Source organism: Rhodococcus sp. NPDC057014, assembly GCF_042673295.1.
GTDB lineage: Bacteria > Actinomycetota > Actinomycetes > Mycobacteriales > Mycobacteriaceae > Rhodococcus_F.
Window position 1 is genome coordinate 6,424 of record NZ_JBHUSF010000113.1, and the last position, 18,187, is coordinate 24,610.

Genomic DNA, 18,187 nt, shown 5'->3' on the forward strand with positions numbered 1-18,187 from the left:
ACCCAAACCCACACCCCCCGCCAAAATCTCCGGCAACAACCGCACCCCCACACCCGACCCACCACACACCAACCCCACACCCGACCCCCACACACCCACCCCACCCACACCCACACCCGGATCCGACGCCATCGCCTCGAGCACGCGGGTGACCTGTCCCGCGATCGAGTCGACGGTGGCCCGGTCGATCAGGTCGGGCCGGTAGTGGAATGTCATGCGCAACCGGGTGTCCACGGAGAAGGCCACACTCAGCGGGTAGTGCGTGGCGTCGACGCCGCGCACGTCGACCACCCGGATGCCGGCGAGATCGGTGTCCTCGGTGAGGCCTCCCCGGTCGATCGGGTACGACTCGAAGACGGTCGCGGTGTCGAACCCGATGTCGGCGCCGACCGCGCGCTGGATGTCGGCGAGGCCGAGGTGATGGTGGTCGAGGAGGGCTGCCTGTTCCGCTTGCGTCCGGTCGAGCAGCGCACCCAGGGTCTCCCTGGGGTCGAGAGTGATACGGGTGGGCACGGTGTTGACGAACAGCCCGATCATCGACTCCACCCCGGGCAGGTGCGGCGACCGCCCGGACACGGTGCTCCCGAACGTCACGTCGTCGCGGGACGTCACGGCGCCCAGCACGATGGCCCACGCCACCTGCGTGACCGTGTTCAGTGTCGTGTTGCGGGTCCGCGCGAGGCTCGTGAGGTCGGCGGTCAGTTCCTCGGACACCGTGTACTGGGCGCTCTCGGGGGGAGCCGACAGTTGCCGCCCCCGGGCATCGGGCAGGAGCAGTGTCGGTCCGTCGATGCCGGCGAGTGCGGTCGCCCAGGCCTCCCGCGATTCGGCCGCGTCCCGGCGGTGCAGCCACGACAGGAAGTCGCGATAGGGCCGGGGCCGCGGCAGCGCCGACGCATCGGCGTCCCCGGCCACATAGAGCGCGAGCAGTTCGCGGATCGCGAGCGGCATCGACCATCCGTCCAGGAGGGTGTGGTGGTGGGTCCACACGAGCCGCGATTCCCGGCTGCCGGTCGACACGAGCAGGAACCGCAGCAGCGGGGCCCGGGACGTGTCGAACGGCGCGGCCCGCTCGGCGGCGAGGACGCGCTCCAGTTCGGTGGTCCGCTCGTCCTCCGGCAGTCCGGTGAGGTCGAGTTCGCGGAACGGTACGTCGACGGTCGCGGGCACCACCTGCACGAACGTTCCGTCCCGGGCGGGGACGAACGCCACCCGCAGATTCGCGTGCCGCTCGAGTAGTGCCGCCGCGGCACGGCGCATCCGGTCCGGGTCGCAAGCACCTTCGAGGTGCAGTTCCACCTGCACGGTGTAGGCGTCGATCGACGGTTTCGCGAGCAGGGCGTGGAACAGCAACCCGGCCTGCAGCGGGGTGGGCGGCCACACGTCGGTCAGCGCTCCGAAGTGCTCCTCCCACGTGTCCAGGTCGTCCTGGGTGACGTCGACGAGGGGAACGTCCGACGGCGTGAGCCCACCGGCGACCCCGCTGTGTGCGTGGGACACCAAGGCGGACAGCGCCTCCCGCCATCGCGTTGCCAGCCTCTCCACGTCGGCACGCGCGAGCAGGGTGTGCGGGAAACCGAAACCGACCCGGAGCCGTCCGCCGATCACGATCGCGGTGATCTCGAGGGCGGCCGACGCCGGCATGTCCGGGTCCGGGACGTAGCGGAGGTCGCCGAACCCGTCGGCGGGGGTCCAGCCGGCCGCGGTGTCGCCGGCGGACGGATCCGGAACCTGGCCGAGGTAGTTGAAACTGATCTGCCCCGGTTCGGTGTGCGGCAGGCTGCCCGCGGTGTCCGGGTTGAGGTACCGGAGCAGTCCGTAGCCGATACCCATATCCGGCACCGCCCGGAGGTGTTCCTTCACCCGCTTCAGTGCGCTGCCCAGGCCGTGGCCGCCGGCGAGCGCGTCGTCGAGGTCGATGCCGCGGAGTTCGACGCGGACCGGGAAGACGGTCGTGAACCAGCCGACGGTGCGGGACAGGTCGGCGCCCGGCACGACCTGCTGCTCCCGGCCGTGCCCTTCCAATCGGATCAGCGTCGACGTTCCGGGGATCCCCCGTTCGGCTCGCCACCTCGACGACGCCACCACCAGTGCCGTCAGCAGAACGTCGAGAGCGCCCCCGTGATAGAGGTCCGGTAGCCGGGTGAGCAGCACGGACGTGTCGTCGGGGGAGGTCTCGACACTCACGTCCTGCAGGGCGGTGGCGACGTCCACGCCCGGGTCGAGGGGGCGGTCGGTGATCAGCGGATCGGGTCCCCCGGCGACGGACTGCCACCACCCCAGTTCGGCGATTCGCTCGCTCCGGCCGGCTTCCTCCGCCAGCGCGTGCGCCCACCGGCGCATCGACGTCGCCGGTTCCGGGAGTGCCGGCACGCTCCCGGCGCCCACCTGATGCCAGGCGGTCACGAAGTCGGGCAGCAGAATCCGCCACGACACCCCGTCGACCGCGAGGTGGTGTGCCACCACGATCAATCGGCCCGGGGTTGCGGTGGCAGGCGCGGGGTCGAGCCACACGAACTGGACGACCACCCCGTCGGACGGGCGCAGTCTCTCCACGGCGGCCTGGTGCTCGGTCGCGATCAGGTCTGCCACGAGGCCGGGATCGGTGGCCGGGTCGACGACGACCCGCCGCAGCAGTGACGCGGCGCCGACGTCGGACGGAGCGCGAGTCTCCATCTGCCACTGCCCGTTCGCGTCCCGATACAACCGCGACCGCAGCATGTCGTGGCGCGCGAGCACCGCGGTGACGGTCGCGAGGAGCCGGTCCGCGTCGACGGTCCGCGGGAGGTCGAGCAGCACGCTCTGGCTGAACCGCTCGTAGTGCCCACCCCGCTCGATCAGGTACCGGACCACCGGGGTGGGCGGGAAGGTACCGATTCCGCCGCCCTCGAATTCGGCGAGGGCGATCGTGGTCTCACCGTCCGCGATCTCCGACGCCGCTGCGAGCGCGGCCACCGTCCGGTGCTCGAACACCTGCTGCGGGGTGAACACCAACCCTCGTGCCTTGGCGCGTGATACGAGGCGGATGGACAGGATGCTGTCGCCGCCCAGGGCGAAGAACGACTCGTCGAATCCGACCTTCTCGACGCCGAGGACCTCGGCGAACACGGACGCCAGTGTGTCTTCGGCAGCGCTGCGCGGTGCGCGGTCCGGCCCCCGGGGGGCCGTGTCCGGTTCGGGTAGTGCGGCGCGGTCCACCTTCCCCGACACCGTCACCGGCAACTCCCCCAACACCACCACCACCGACGGCACCATGAACCCCGGCAGCACCGACCCCGCAAACTCCACCACCGCACCCGAATCCACCCGAACCCCCACCTCCGGCACCACATACCCCACCAACCCACCACCCGAACCCACCACCACCACAGCCGCACCCACCCCCGGACACGACACCAACACCGACTCCACCTCCCCCAACTCCACCCGCTGCCCCCGCACCTTCACCTGAAAATCAGCCCGCCCCACAAACACCAACGACCCCAACCCATCCCACCGCACCAAATCCCCCGTCCGATACAACCGCACCCCCACCCCAAACGGACTCGCCACAAACGACACCGCCGTCAACCCCACCAACCCGTGATACCCCCGCGCCAACCCCACACCCCCCACATACAACTCCCCCACCACCCCCACCGGCACCGGCCGCAACCACGAATCCAACACCACCACCTCAACACCCACCCCCGGACCACCCACCGTCACCCCACCCCCCGGCACCAACGCCCCACTCACCGTCGCCTGCACCGTCACCTCAGTCGGCCCATACGCATCGAACAACTCCCGACCCACACCCCACCGCTCCACCAACTCCGGACCACACACCTCCCCCGCCACCACCAACACCCGCACCGAACCCAACGACCCCTCCACCGAACCCAACACCGACGGCGTCACAAAACAATGCGACACCCCCTCCCCCTCCAACCACTCCCCCAACACCGCACCCCCGAACACCCCCGGCGGCGCCACCACCAAACACGCCCCCACCGAAAACGCCATCAACCACTCATACACCGCCGCATCAAAACCCGGCGACGACACATGCGACACCCGACACCCCGACCACAACCCGAACCGAACCCGCACCTCCTCCACCAAATTCGCCAACCCCCCATGCGACACCACCACCCCCTTCGGACGCCCCGTCGACCCCGACGTATACATCACATACGCCGCATTCCCCACCCCCAACCCACCCAACCGCTCCCCCTCCGACACCGACTCCCCCGACACCCCCTCCACCACCGACACATCATCAACCCGCAACCACTCCACCACCGACGGCACCACCACCCCCGACACCGACAACCCCACCACCGCACCCGAATCCACCAACACCTCCCGCACCCGCCCCACCGGCAACCCCACATCCACCGGCACGAACACACCCCCCGACTTCACCACCGCCCACACCGCCACCACCAACTCCACCGACCGCGGCACCACCACCCCCACCACCACCTCCGGACCCACCCCACAACCAATCAACACCCGCGCCAACCGATTCGACCACCCATCCAACTCCCTATACGACAACTCCACACCCCCACACGACACCGCCACCCCACCCCCACCCAAACCCACACCCCCCGCCAAAATCTCCGGCAACAACCGCACCCCCACACCCGACCCACCACACACCAACCCCACACCCGACCCCCACACACTGACACCCGGATCCGCGGCTGCGGCAGTGAGGATTTCGGCGACCTGCCGGGCGTCGGCCGGGCCGTGCGTGTCGACGACCCAGGTGCCGTCCCGGTCCTCCAGTTCCACGAACGCTCCGTCGCCGGCGCCGTGCCACCGCTGCACGACGGCGACGGCACCCTCACCGATGCGCTCGACACCGAGGGGTTCGCGCATACCGCCGGTCACCGACCACGGTTCTCCCGCAGCGTCTTCGGAGGCGAGGAACCGGTGCCTGCGGGACCTGCGGAGTTGCAGTCCCACGCGCCGGGTCAGTGTGTCGAACGTGAGATCCGGTGTGAGGGTGAGCCGCACGGGTGTGACAGAGCCGTGCTCCCGGTGTCCGATCACCACGTCGTCGACGCCGGTGCGGCTGTGGGCGTAGACGGCCAGTGCGGCGAGCAGGACCGCTGCCGGGCCGCCGCCGCTACGGCGCGCGAGCCGCACGAGGGCGCCGTCGGCGGGGATGGTGGCGTGGCGCTGGTTCTCGCCTTCGGGGACCGGTCCGGGTGGGACCTCCTGTCGCGGTGCTCCGTCCAGCACCTGCTCCCAGTAGTGCCGGTCGTCCGCCCACGCGACGCTCTCGCGGTAGCGGGCGTCGGACGTCAGCGGCGCGGTGGGCGGTGCGAACGGCCGGGTCTCCGGCGGCGCGGTCGTGGCCGCCTCCCCCGATTCGTAAGCCTCGACGGTGCGGCGGACGATCGCCGCCATCCCCGGCTCGTCGTTGACCAGGCGGTGGTAACGCTGGAACCAGCCGTACCGGCCGTGCGGCAGCCGGAACAGGACGTGCACGTACAGCGGCCCGCAGGCGGGGTCCATCGGCCGAGCCAGTTCCCGGTCGATCCACGTCGTGGCGGGCAGTCCGGGGGCGGTGACGTCGAGGACGTCGGGACCGGTGACCGCGGTTCCGATGATCTGTCCGGGTTCGGGGCCGTCGAGTACGAATGTGGCATGCAGGCCGTGGCATTCGGACAGCGTCCGGTGTAGTGCGCGGCAGAACCGGTCTTCGTCGAGCGGACCCTCGAGTTCGAGGTACTGGCCGAACGTGGTGTCGGCGAGACGGGCGCGGAGTACCGCGATCTGGTCGTAGGTGAGGGGCAGCACCTCACCGGTACTCATGGAATCCCCGCCCGGTCTTGCGCCCCAGGTGCCCGGCCTCGACCAGGGCGACGAGCGTCGCCGGCGGGCGGTAGTGGTCGTCGCCGGTCAACTCGCGCAGCGCGGTCATCGTGTCGTGGACGTTGTCCAGGCCGATCAGGTCGGCGGTGCGCAGCGGTCCCATCGGGTGGCCGAGACAGCCCTCGAACAACGCGTCGGTGGTGTCCGCGTCGGCGATCCCGTCGCCGACGGCGGCCGCCGCCTCGGCGATACAGAGCATGAGGACCCGGTTCAACAGGAAGCCGGGGCCGTCGCCGACGACCATGCCGGTCTTGCCCAATGAGGTGAGGAGAGCCAGCGCACGGTCCAGCGACTGCGGCGACGTCCGCGGCCCCCGCACCACCTCGACGGTGTCCTTGAGCGGTGCCGGGTTCATGAAGTGCAGCCCGACCACCTGTTCCGGCCTGGTGGTGCTCGCCGCGAGCCGGTCGACGGGGATGCCCGACGTGCACGACGCGATCAGTGTGCCGGGCGCGCAGACCCGGTCGAGTTCGGCGAATATTTTCTCCTTGAGGTCGATTCGCTCGGGGACGCACTCGATGACGACGGCGGCGTCGCGCAGATCGGTGAGCTGCCCGGTCCAGTGCACCCGCGCGGTGACCTCGGCGGGTTTCGGGCCGCCGGTCCGGCCGAGGAGTATCGCCAGCCGCAGTGAGTCGCGCATCCGGGACCGGGCCTGTTCGACGGCCTGCTGGTCGGGGTCGACGACGGTGACGTCGTGGCCGGCGCGGGCCAGACTTTCGGCCACCCCGGCGCCCATGGTTCCCGCCCCCACCACACCGATGCTCAGTGCGCTGTCGCTGCTCATCGCGCTGCCCCCGAGGTGAAGCCGGTGGTGAAGCCGGTGGTGAAGCCGGTGTCGTCCTGATGCACGTATTCCATCGCCACCTCCTGGGCGGGCACGTCGGGATGAGCTACCAGTCCGGCGTGCAGCCGGCGGAGGTCGGCGAGCATCGCCCCGGCGGTGCTCGCGTCGAAGAGGTCGGCGGCGTAGTCGAGTTGGAGGGTGAGTGCCGAGGGTCCGCGCGTCCACGACAGCCGGAGTTCGACCGGTGACGGGCCCGCCGGGACGTCGACGGTGCCGCGTTCGCCGTCGCACCGCACCGGGAAGTGCTGCGCCGCGGTGTCGGCCGCGCGGCTATCCGAGGACAGCTCCCGGCGCACGGTCTCCACCAGTTCCGGGTACGTGGGTTCCGCGGACAGGTCCACGGCCACGATCCGTGACACGGCCACCGCCACCTCGTCCTGGGCGGTGTACCAGGCGAGCAGCGTGAGCCAGGCGGCGAGCAGTTCCGGAAGATCCGGGTTTCCGTCGAGCGTCGCCGTCACCCGTGCCACGGAATAGCTCGGCGACCCGGCGCCGTCGGCGGGCTGCCGGGGCCGGTCGGCCGGGACCAGTGGTGGCGCGACCGAAAGCGGCACAGGCGATGCAGTCGCAGGCGCCGGTGACGAGTCGGTGAGGAACATCGAAATAGTCTGCGTGCGAGACGATCCCACGATTCCTTCCAGGATGCGGACGTATTCGTCGCACAGCGCGGCGGCGGTCTGTTCGGTGAACAGTTCCGTGCTGAACTCGAGTCCCGCGGCCATGTCGTCCTCGCCGCCCCGTTCCGTGGTGACGAGGGTGAGATCGAACTTGGCCGTGCCCGACGGCACCCCGCCGAACGCGATGGCGGCGGGGTCGTCCTGGTCGAACAGCGTCTCGGTGAGTCCGTGCTGCGACTGCAGCGCCGGCAGTTCCTGGTGGACGTGGCAGACGTCGAACAGTGGTGTCCGGCTGAGGTCCCGGTCGCCGGTGAGTGCGGTGACGACGCGGTCGAACGGGATCTCCTGGTGTTCGAGGGCACCGAGCACGACGTCCCGCACCCGCCCGCACAGTTCCGCGATGCTCGGTTCCCCGGACAGGTCGGCGCGCAGGGCCACCGTGCTGTTGAAGTACCCGATCATGCCGGACAGTTCCGGCCGGTTGCGTCCGGTCGTCGGTGTCCCGACCACGAGGTCGCGCTGGTGGCTGCGGCTGGCCATGAGGAGGTAGAACGCGGAGAGCAGCACCACGAACAGCGACACGGACTCCCGCCGCGCCACGTCCCGCAGGCTCCGGGTCAGTTCTTCGGAGACGGTGAACGTGTGGAACGCCCCGGTGAAGTTCTTCCGCTCCGGGCGCGGGAAGTCGGTGGGCAGCCGCAGCAGCGGAACGTCGTGCAGCGCTGTTCGCCAGTAGTCGAGTTCGCCGTCGAGCGCGGCGCTCGCGATCAGCTCCCGCTGCCACAGGGCGTAGTCCCAGTACTGGACGGGGAGCGGCGTGAGGTCGGCGGGGCGACCGGCGCGGCGGGCCGCGTAGAGGGCGGGCAGTTCCTGCTCGAAGATTCTCGGCGAACCCCCGTCGTTGACGGAGTGGTGGGTAGTGACCTGCAGGACGTGCTCGTCCGGGCCGAGCCTGATCAGCAGTGCCCGCACGAGCGGGTCGGTGGCCAGATCGAACGGCGCCGCCGCGGCCTCGTGTACGAGTGCGCGGGCCGCGGCCACCGGATCCGGTTCACTCGACACGTCGGCGGTGCGGAAGAAGTCGCCGAGGGAGTCGCGGATGCGCAGTTCCGGCTCCCCGTCGACCTCGACGTAGTTGGACAGCAGCACCCGGTGCCGCGCGGCGAGATCGTCCCACATTCCGCGGACGGCGGATTCGTCGATCGGACCGTGCAGGTCGCTGACCATCGGGAGGTTGTAGATGGTGGTGGCGGCGTCGAGCTGATGATGGAACCACATGCGTACCTGGCCGAACGACATCACGTGTCGGCCGCGCGGTGTGATCGGGGGCAGCCCACCGGCCGCGGAGGTGCCGCCGGCGAGGAGGGCGGCGAAGTCCGACACCTTCGGCCGCTCGTAGAGGTCGATGAGTTTGGGCCGCACCCCGTACCGGTCCGACACCCGGTCGACGAGTTGCATGCCGATGAGCGAGTTTCCGCCGAGGTCGAAGTAGTCGTCCTCGGCGCCGACGTCGTGCTCCGTGTGGAGCAGTTCGCGCAGTGTGGTCTGCAGCCAGTCGAGGCTGTCTTCCGGTGCCGCCGTCACCGGCTGCGGGCTCGGCTCCGCCGAAGGAACTTCGGGTGTGCCGGTCCGGTCGGGCCCGCCGGGAAGGTCGAACCAGCACCGCGAACCGCGCAGCGGGTGCCCGGGCAGGCGTACCCGCCAGGCGGAGTCGTCGGCGACGTCGACGGCCGCCCAGTCGAGATCGACGCCGCGCTCGTACAGACCGGCGAGGAGGTGCATGGTCGCCTCGAACGTGTCCGGTGCCCGCAGGATGACGGCGTCCCGGAGCGCGTCGGCAAGTAGTGCGCCGAGGCGCCCCGCCGGGCTCGGCTCGACGAAGACGACGGGTCCGTCCGCGAGCATTCCCTTCGCGACGGCGACGAGCCTGTCGGTGTCGATCGCGGGGTTCGCGGCCGCGGCCGCGAGGTCGGCGGCGTCCACCGCCGACAGTGGATCCCGCAGGTACCGGGCGGCGTAGCGGGACACTCCGCCGCTGAGGACTGCGTCGACGGTGACGCCGGCGGCGCGGAGTTCCCCGTGTACGGCAATCTGTCCGGCGAGGAGGTCCGCCTCGTCGCCGGTGGCGGGAAGCTCCGGCGGCAGGTCGCGGCCGCGCAATGCGGCAGGCATCCGGTCGGGTGACAGCAGCAACGCCACGGCCGGGCGCGGACGAATGGCCGGTGCGGGGTTCTCGCCGCGGCCGCCGAGTTCCGCGGCACGCACGGCGAGCGACCGCGAGAGTTCGGCGATGCTGCGTGCCTGCACGGCCACCCGGTGGTCGTGGTACGGCCGGCCCCGGTTGAGGGTGAAGACGACGTCGTCGAGGTCGTACGCGCGCACGGCCGTCGCCAGTTCGGCGCACAGCGCGGCCAGCGCGCCCACGCTCTTCGCCGACACCCCCACGAGCCGGGCGGTGCCGGTGTCGGGTCGGACGGCGACGGCGCGCTCCGGTGGCTGTTCCACCACGCAGTGCGCGTTGATGCCGCCGAGGCTGAACGAACTCACCCCCGCCCGCCGCGGCCCGGTGTCCTCGCTCCACATCCGGGCCCCGGTGACCACCTCGATGCCGATGCCCGCCAGATCGACTCCGCCGGTGGGGTGTTCGAAGTGCAGCGACGGGTACAGCTCGCCGTGCTCGACGGCCATGATCGCCTTCACCAGGCCGGATACCCCGGCCGCGTGGTCGAGGTGCCCGATGTTGGTCTTCACCGATCCGATCGGCAGGACGCCCGGGCGGTCCCGGAACGCGGCCGCGATCCCTTCGAGTTCGACGGCGTCGCCGAGCGGGGTTCCCGAACCGTGCGCCTCCAGGTACCCGGCGTCGCCCGGGGTGAGGCCCGCGTTCTGCCAGGCCCGGGAGATGACGGCCACCTGCGCCCGGGCGCTCGGGGAACTGATGGTCGCGGACGAATGACCGCTGGACACCGTGGCGGTGCCGCGGATCACGGCGTGGACCGGGAGGCGGTCGGCGCGGGCGCGGGCCATCGTGGTGAGCAGAAGCGCCGCCCCGCCCTCCCCGACCGCGGTGCCGTCCGCGTGGGCGTCGAATGCGCGGCAGCGGCCGCCGGGTGACATCAGTTCCGCGGACCCCTCCGCCATTTCGGCGCGGATACCGTTCACGCGCAGGCTCACTCCGCCGGCGATGGCGAAGTCGGCGTCGCCCGACCGCAGCTCCCGGCAGGCGTGGTGCACGGCGATGAGCGACCCGTTGCATCCCGAATCGACGGCGTAGCAGGGGCCGGTGAGGCCGAGGTGATACGCGATCCGGGCAGGGACGGCGAACGGAACGTTGCCCAGGGTGCTCAGCACACCCGGTTCCGCCCACATCGCCGGATACGTCGACGCGGCGGCACTGAACACCACCGCCGTCGCGCTGTCCCGGAAGTCGGTCACCGCGTACCCGGCGTCCTCGACCGCCTGATACGCGAGGACCAGCGCGAGCCGCTGCTGCGGATCGATCAGCGACGCTTCCCGTTTCGACAGGGTGAAGTAGGAGTAGTCGAACGTGGAGATGTCCTCGACGAACCCCATCGGGTGGTAGTGGGACGGAGGCCCCAGCCCGGTCGCCTCGGCCCGGGACCGCGACAGTGGACGCACCGAATCCCGGCCCGCCGCGAGATTGGCGCGGAACTCCGCCAGGTTTGCGGCCTCGGGGTAGCGCGCGGCGATACCGACCACGGCGATGTCGTCGTCCGGTGTGGGATGTCGCACGGTCACGGTTGCCTCCTCCCTGCTGGTCAGAACTCGTAGGTGGCGGGCGCGGACGCCTCGCTGCCGGTGGAATGCGTGAGCGCCTCGGCCTGCGTCGCCACGGTGACGAGATCGAACAGCTGACCCACCCTCAGGGCGCCGGGCCATTGCCCGTCGAGACGCCGCTGCAGTTCCACGACGCGGTGGGAGTTGCCGCCGACGTCGAAGAATCCGTCTTCGGGGCCGAAGTCGTCGTGCCCGAGCACGGCCGCCCAGTGTTCGGCCACCGACCGTTGCAGCGCCGTCCAGCGTGGCCGCGCCGCCGGCTCCGCCTCGGACACGAGTGCGCGCAGCGCGTTCTCGTCCACCTCGCCGCCCGCCGTTCGCGGGACGGCCCCGAGTGCGACGAACCGGGTGGGCACCGAGCGGGCGTCGAGCCGTCCGGCACTGAACTCCTGCAGGTCCTCCGCAGTCGGCAGCACGGCCGCCGCGGCCGCAGGCACCCAGAAGGCGGTCACACCGGTCGCGGTCGTGAGGACCACTGCCTCACGGACCGCCGGGTGATTCGCCACGGCGTCCGCGACCGAGCGTGCCGGCGATCCGGCGGCGTCGACCGCCAGCAGTCGTCCGGACCGGTTCCACCGAGCGTGTCCGCCCGTGCGGACCATCCGGGAGCCCGGGGGCCCGAACGGGTTCGCGACGAATGTGGTGGCCGTCGCGCGCGCCGACGTGTGGGGCTCCCGCGTGTCGCCGGCATACACCGCGCCGGTCACGCCCTCCGGGGTGAGCTGCAGCCGGGGGTCGAGCACGAACGTCCGGGCCGCCGTGCTCCATTCGCGGATGCGGGTGCGCTCGTCCGGGGCCAACAGGTCGACGTCGCCGACGGGGACACTCGGATCCGCGACGGACGCGGCGAGGATCCGGGTGAACCGCCCGGCGAGAGCTCGCACGGTCGCCTCGTCGAAAATGTCGGTGGTGTAGGTGAACCCGGCCGTCATCCCTTCCGGTGTTCCGCACTCGTCGTAACGCTCCCGCACCGTCAGGTGCAGGTCGAACAGGGACACCTCGACGTCCGGTTCGAGGACTTCGGCCTCGAGGTGCGGGAGGGCGAGATCGGGGTTCTCGGTGTTCCGGAATTCGAGCAACACCTGGAACAGGGGTGAATGGGACTGGGAGCGCGGCGGGTTCAGCGCCTCCACCACCCGCTCGAACGGCACGTCGGCGTGGGCGTAGGCCGCGAGGTCGGTCTCGCGGACCCGCTCCAGCAGAGTGTCGAACGTCCCCGACACGTGGGTCCGCAGCACGAGGGTGTTGACGAACATGCCCACCACGTCGTCGAGGACGGCCTCGCCCCGGCCTGCGACCGGCGACCCGATCACCACGTCGCCGGAACCACCCGAACGGGACAGCAACACCGCGAGGGCGGTGTGCACGATCATGAAGACGGTGCACCGCCGGATCCGCGCCGACGCCACCGCCTCGCGGTGCAGGTCGGCGCCGATCGTGAACGTCACCCGGTCACCCGCGGCCGACCGACGGGGCGGACGGTCACGGTCCGTGGGCAACTCGGTCACGGCGGGCGCATCGGCGAGCGCGGACCGCCAGTAGTCGAGTTGCCGGGAGAGCAGGGAGTGCGGATCGTCCTGCGAGCCGAGGAGTTCCCGCTGCCACACGGTGTAGTCGGGGTACTGCACCGGCAGCGGCTCCCAGCCCGGCGCGCAACCCTCGGACCGCGCGGTGTAGGCGGTCAGCACGTCGCGGGCGAGCGGGACCATCGAGAACCCGTCGGCGGCGATGTGGTGCACCACGACGACGAGGATGTGCTCCCGGTCGCCGAGTGCGAACAGCCGGGCCCGCATCGGCACTTCGGCGGCGACATCGAATCCCGCGGACACGAGTTCCGAGATCTGGCCGGGTACGGGATCTTCGGACGTCGACACGGTGAGTTGCGCGACGTGCCCCGCGCCGACGATCACCTGGGTGGGTCCGGTGTCGCCGTACGGGTACCGGGTGCGCAGCGATTCGTGCCGCTCCACGACGTCGGCGAGCGCGGCGGTGAGCGCGTCGACGTCGAGGTCGCCCGACAGCCGGACGATCATCGCGACGTTGTACGCAGGCGAGGACGGGTCGAACTGATTGAGGAGCCACATCCGGTGCTGCGCCCACGACAGCGGCACCGGGTCCGGGCGCCGGGGCACCGCCACCGTGGGCCGGGCCTCGCCGCCCGCGGTCTCCCGGGCGATCCGTGCCGCGAGCGCCCGCACGGTCGGGGCCTCGAACACGTCCCGCACACCGACGTCGGCATCGAGCGCGGAGTTGATGCGCGCGACCACCTGTGTCGCGGTCAGCGAGTTGCCGCCGGACGCGAAGAAGTCGTCGTCGGCTCCGACGACACCGGTTCCGAGGACCTCGGCGAACACGTCGGCCACCGCGGACTCGAACGGGGTGCCGGGCGCACGGAAGATGCGGGGGGCGAATTCGGGTTCGGGCAGCGCGTGCCGGTCGACCTTGCCGTTGGCGCCGAGCGGAAGCCGGTCGAGTACGGTCACCGAGGCGGGCACCATGAACGGGGCGAGCACCGATCCGGCGAACTGCAGCACCTCCGTGGTGTCGAGATCCGCGCCGTCCTCGGCCGTGACGTATCCGGCGAGGACCGCCTCGGCGGCGGGTGTGCGGCGCACTACGACCACCGCCTGCGCGACACCGGGGCAGCGGGTGAGCGCCGCCTCCACCTCCCCCGGCTCGACCCGCTGGCCGCGCAGCTTGACCTGGAAGTCGTTGCGGCCCAGATATTCCAGCCGACCGTCCTTCGTCCACCGCATCAGATCTCCGGTGCGGTACATCCGCGAGCCCGGGTGGTCGAACGGGTTCGCCACGAACGCGGCGGCGGTCGCGCCTGCCCGCCGGTGGTAGCCGCGTGCCAGACCGTCCCCCAGCACGTACAGCTCACCCACCACGCCGACGGGCACCGGCCGCAACCACTCGTCGAGGACGAGTTCGCGGACACCGCGCATCGGGTGGCCGATCCGCACGGGGTCACCGGGGGCCATCGGGTCGCCGATGTTCGACATCACCGTCGTCTCCGTCGGGCCGTAGCCGACGAGCAGGGTGCGCCCGGACGCCCAGCGGGCCAGCAACTCCGGCGGGCAGCGTTCGCCGCCGACGACGAGGGCGCGCAGCAACCGCAAGCCGCGCGGGTCGATCGTGGCCAGCACCGCCGGGGTGGTGAATGCGTGCGTGATCCGCTCTGCCGCCAGCAGTTCCGTCAGTGCGGCGCCGCCGTACACGTGCGGCGCCGCGATCACCAGCCGCGCGCCCGCACCGAACGCCATCAGGTATTCGAGCATCGTCGCGTCGAAGCCGGGCGACGCGAGATTCAGCACACGCGACGCGTTCGTCGTCGCATACCGCGTGCGTTGATCGATTGTGAAGTTCTGCAACCCCGCGTGCGGGACCACGACACCTTTCGGCGCGCCCGTCGACCCGGACGTGTACATCAGGTACGCCGGGTGGTCCGGTCGCAGCGGCACGACCCGGTCTTCGTCGGTGATCGACCGGGACTCCCACCTCCGTGTCGGCCCCGGGTAGTCGAGGTGCAGCCATTCCACGCCGTCCGGCATCCGGTCGCGCTGTTCGGCGACGGTGAGTCCCACCACGGCCCCGCAGTCGGCGAGGATGTCGGTGATCCTCGCGGACGGCAGGCTCGGATCCACCGGCACGAACGACGCACCCGATTTCGCGACCGCCCACACCGCCACCACCAGTTCCACGGATCGGACGAGCCCGATCGCCACGTGGTCCTCCGGCCCGGTTCCGCGGCGGATCAGCACCCACGCCAGGCGGTTCGACCAGTCGTCGAGTTCGCGGTACGACATCACCGCGTTGCCGTACGACAGCGCGACGGCGTGCGGGTCGCGGGCGGCCGCGGCGGAGAGGATCTCCGGCAGCAGCCGGGTGGTGCCGGTGGGCCGACCGCGCACGGGCACCAACGCCTCGCGTTCGCCGGGGGACAGCAGATCGAACCGGGCCAGCGGAACGTCCGGGTCGGCGACCACCGTGTCGAGGAGCCGCACGTAGCGTTCGGCGAACTTCCGGACGGTCGCGGCGTCGAAGATGTCGGTGGCATACGTGAATCCGGCGCTGATCCCGGCGGGCGCCCCGTCCTCCCCGAACCGCTCTGCCAGGGTCAGCTGCAGGTCGAACGTGGAGACGGAGACACCGAGGTCGATCTCGTCCACGTCCAGTTCCGGCAGGCTGGGGGTGGGCCGCTCGACGTCCTGGAACTCGAACAGCACCTGGAACAGCGGGGCGTGGGCGGTGGTGCGCGGCAGTGCGAGTGCCTCGACGACCCGCTCGAACGGCACCTCCGCGTGCGCGAACGCCTCCAGGTCGCGGTCCCGCACGGCGGCGAGCACCGCGGCGAACGAGTCGGCCCCGCGGACCGGGGTGCGCAGCGCCAGCGTGTTGACGAACATCCCGACCACGTCGTCGAGGACGGCCTCTCCACGCCCCGCCACCGCCGATCCGATCATCACGTCGGCGGTGCTCCCCAGGCGGGACACCAGGACCGCGAACGCCGCGTGCGTCACCATGAACACCGTCGCATCGTGTTCCCGCGCCAGAGCGACCACCTTCCGGTGCAGGCGGTCCCCGATGTCGAACGACTCCCGCGCGCCGGCGAGCGTCCGGTGCTCGGGGCGGGGGCGATCCATCGGCAGGTCCGTGACGATCGGCGCGTCGGCGAGCGCGGAACGCCAGTACCCGAGCTGGCGGGACATCAGCGAGCCCGGATCGTCCTCCGCTCCGAGCAGCGTCCGCTGCCAGACGCTGTAGTCGGAGTACTGCACCGGGAGCGGCACCCAATCCGGTGCATGCCCCCGCACCCGCGCGGTGTAGGCGGACGTCACGTCCCGGGCGAGCGGTCCCAGCGACAAGGCGTCCGCCGCGATGTGGTGGACCACCAGGGCGAGGGCGTGATCACGCGGGCCGAGCTCGAACAGGTGCGCCCGCAACGGAACCTGCGCGGTCACCTCGAAGCCCGCGGACAGTGCCGCGGCGAGCCGGTCCCGGAGTTCGCTCTCCCCCGACACCGGTACCGCGCGGAGGCGGCGCAGTGCGTCCGCCGCCGGAATGACCGATTGCACGGGCGTGTCGCCCCGCATCGGGAAGATCGTCCGCAACGCCTCGTGCCGTTCCACGACGTCCGTCAGCGCTTCGTGCAGTGCGGCGACGTCGAGCGGGCCGCGCAACCGGAAGGCGGCCGCGATGTTGTAGGCGGGCGACGTCGTGTCGAACTGGTCGAGGAACCACATCCGCGTCTGCGCCAGCGACACCGGCGCCGCCGCGGACCGGTCGCCGGCCACCAGCGGCGGCCTGCTCGCCGAGTCCGCCCGCGCCACACGGGCGGCGAGCGACCGCACGGTCCGCGCCTCGAAGACGTCGCGCACTCCCACGGCCGCACCGAGCACAGCCTGAATCCGCGCCACGATCTTCGCCGCGACCAGCGAGTTGCCGCCGAGCGCGAAGAAGTCGTCGTCGACCCCGACCGCGCGCACGCCGAGCAGCGCGGCGAACACGACCGCGATCGACTCCTCGGCGGGGGTGCCCGGTGCCACGAAGTCGGCGCCGGAGTCGTCGGCGGGCGCCGGAAGTGCCGCCCGGTCCAGTTTCCCGTTGACGGTGAGCGGCAGCCGCTCGAGGACCGTCACCGACGCCGGGACCATGTACGACGGCAGCGCGGTTGCCGCGAACTCCAGCACGGCCGCCGGATCGACGACCGCACCGGCCTCGGGCACCACGTACGCGGCGGGCGCCGGGCCGGTCACCGGATCCTCGTGCAGCGTCACCACGGCCTGCGCGACACCGTCGCACCGGCCCAGCACCCACTCGACTTCGCCGAGTTCCACGCGGAATCCGCGGATCTCGACCTGGAGGTCGTCGCGCCCGAGGTAGTCGAGGCCGCCGTCCCGCCGCCACCGCACCACGTCCCCGGTCCGGTACATCCGGGCCCCCGACGCATCCGCGACGAAGCGGGACGCGGTGAGCCCGGCGCGGCCGAGGTAGCCGCGCGCCACCTGGGTTCCCGCCACGTACAGTTCGCCGGCCACACCGACCGGCACCGGATGCAGCCGCGCGTCGAGCACCGCCACCCGGAGCCCGGGAATCGCCCGCCCCACCCGGCTCGTCCACGCGGCGGCGGCGAGTGCGCGACCGAGCAGGAGGTGGGTGACGTGCACCGTCGTCTCGGTGATGCCGTACATGTTCACGAGCACGGGCGCGTCCTCGCCACGGCGCGAGTACCAGCGTTCCAGCTGCCCGAAGTCGAGTGCCTCGCCGCCGAGCACGACGTAGCGCAACGACGTCGGGCCTGCGTCGCCGTCGGCCTCGGTGGCCTCGATCAGCTGGGAGAACGCCGTCGGCGTCTGGCTCAGCACCGTCACCCGCTCGCGGCGCAGCAGCGCGAGGAACGCGGCGGGTGTCCGGGCGGTGTCGAGGTCGACGACGACGAGCGTTCCGCCGTGCAGCAGCGCGCCCCACAACTCCCACACCGAGAAGTCGAACGCCGGGGAGTGGAACATGGTCCACACGTCGGTGTCGTCGAACCGGAACAGGTCCCGGGTGCCGGTGAAGAGGGACGCCACGTTGCGGTGCGACACCGCAACACCTTTCGGCCGACCCGTCGATCCCGACGTGTAGACGACGTACGCCAGCGAGTCCGGATCGGCCGGTGCCCGCTCCGTGTCGGTCAGCGGGTCCGCGGATCGCCCGTCGAGTTCGGGGTCCGTCGAATCGAGCAGCAGGATTGGAACGTCCGGCACGGGCAGTGTGGCCGCGGTGCCGCGGGTCGCGAGCACGCACACCGGCCGGGCGTCGGCGACGACGAGCGCCGAACGCTCACCGGGGTGATCCGCGTCGACGGGCACGTACGCGGCCCCGGCCTTGACGACCGCCACGAGTGCGACGACGAGCGCTGCCGTCCGCGGCATCGCGACGGCGACCGTCGACTCCGGGCCCACCCCCAGCGAGAGGAGGTGCCGGGCAAGGCGGTTCGACCGGGCGTCGAGTTCGCCGTACGTGATGCGCTCGCCGCCCGACACGACGGCGGTGGCGCCGGGGTTCC

Annotated in this window: 4 protein-coding genes; all 4 read right to left on the reverse strand. The window is 71.4% G+C overall.

What is annotated here, in order from left to right:
- On the reverse strand, positions 1-5,811 hold a 5,811-nt coding region (locus ACFTZB_RS21995), incomplete at its 3' end, for an amino acid adenylation domain-containing protein (protein ID WP_378434044.1).
- On the reverse strand, positions 5,798-6,658 hold the full coding sequence (locus ACFTZB_RS22000) for a 3-hydroxyacyl-CoA dehydrogenase family protein (protein WP_378434045.1): 861 nt from the start codon (positions 6,656-6,658) through the stop codon (positions 5,798-5,800). The genes ACFTZB_RS22000 and ACFTZB_RS21995, both read right to left, overlap by 14 nt.
- Positions 6,655-11,094: a condensation domain-containing protein gene (locus ACFTZB_RS22005; RefSeq protein WP_378434046.1), complete on the reverse strand. Its 4,440-nt coding sequence runs from the start codon at positions 11,092-11,094 to the stop codon at positions 6,655-6,657. Before ACFTZB_RS22005 ends, ACFTZB_RS22000 begins: the two co-directional genes overlap by 4 nt.
- 20 nt (positions 11,095-11,114) lie before the next feature.
- A partial coding sequence (locus ACFTZB_RS22010; protein ID WP_378434047.1) for an amino acid adenylation domain-containing protein occupies positions 11,115-18,187 on the reverse strand: 7,073 nt, incomplete at its 5' end.

Bases quoted from the DNA above. Each gene is read 5' to 3' on its own strand.
- ACFTZB_RS22000 (WP_378434045.1), bottom strand. From the start codon at position 6,658: ATGAGCAGCGACAGCGCACTGAGCATCGGTGTGGTGGGGGCGGGAACC.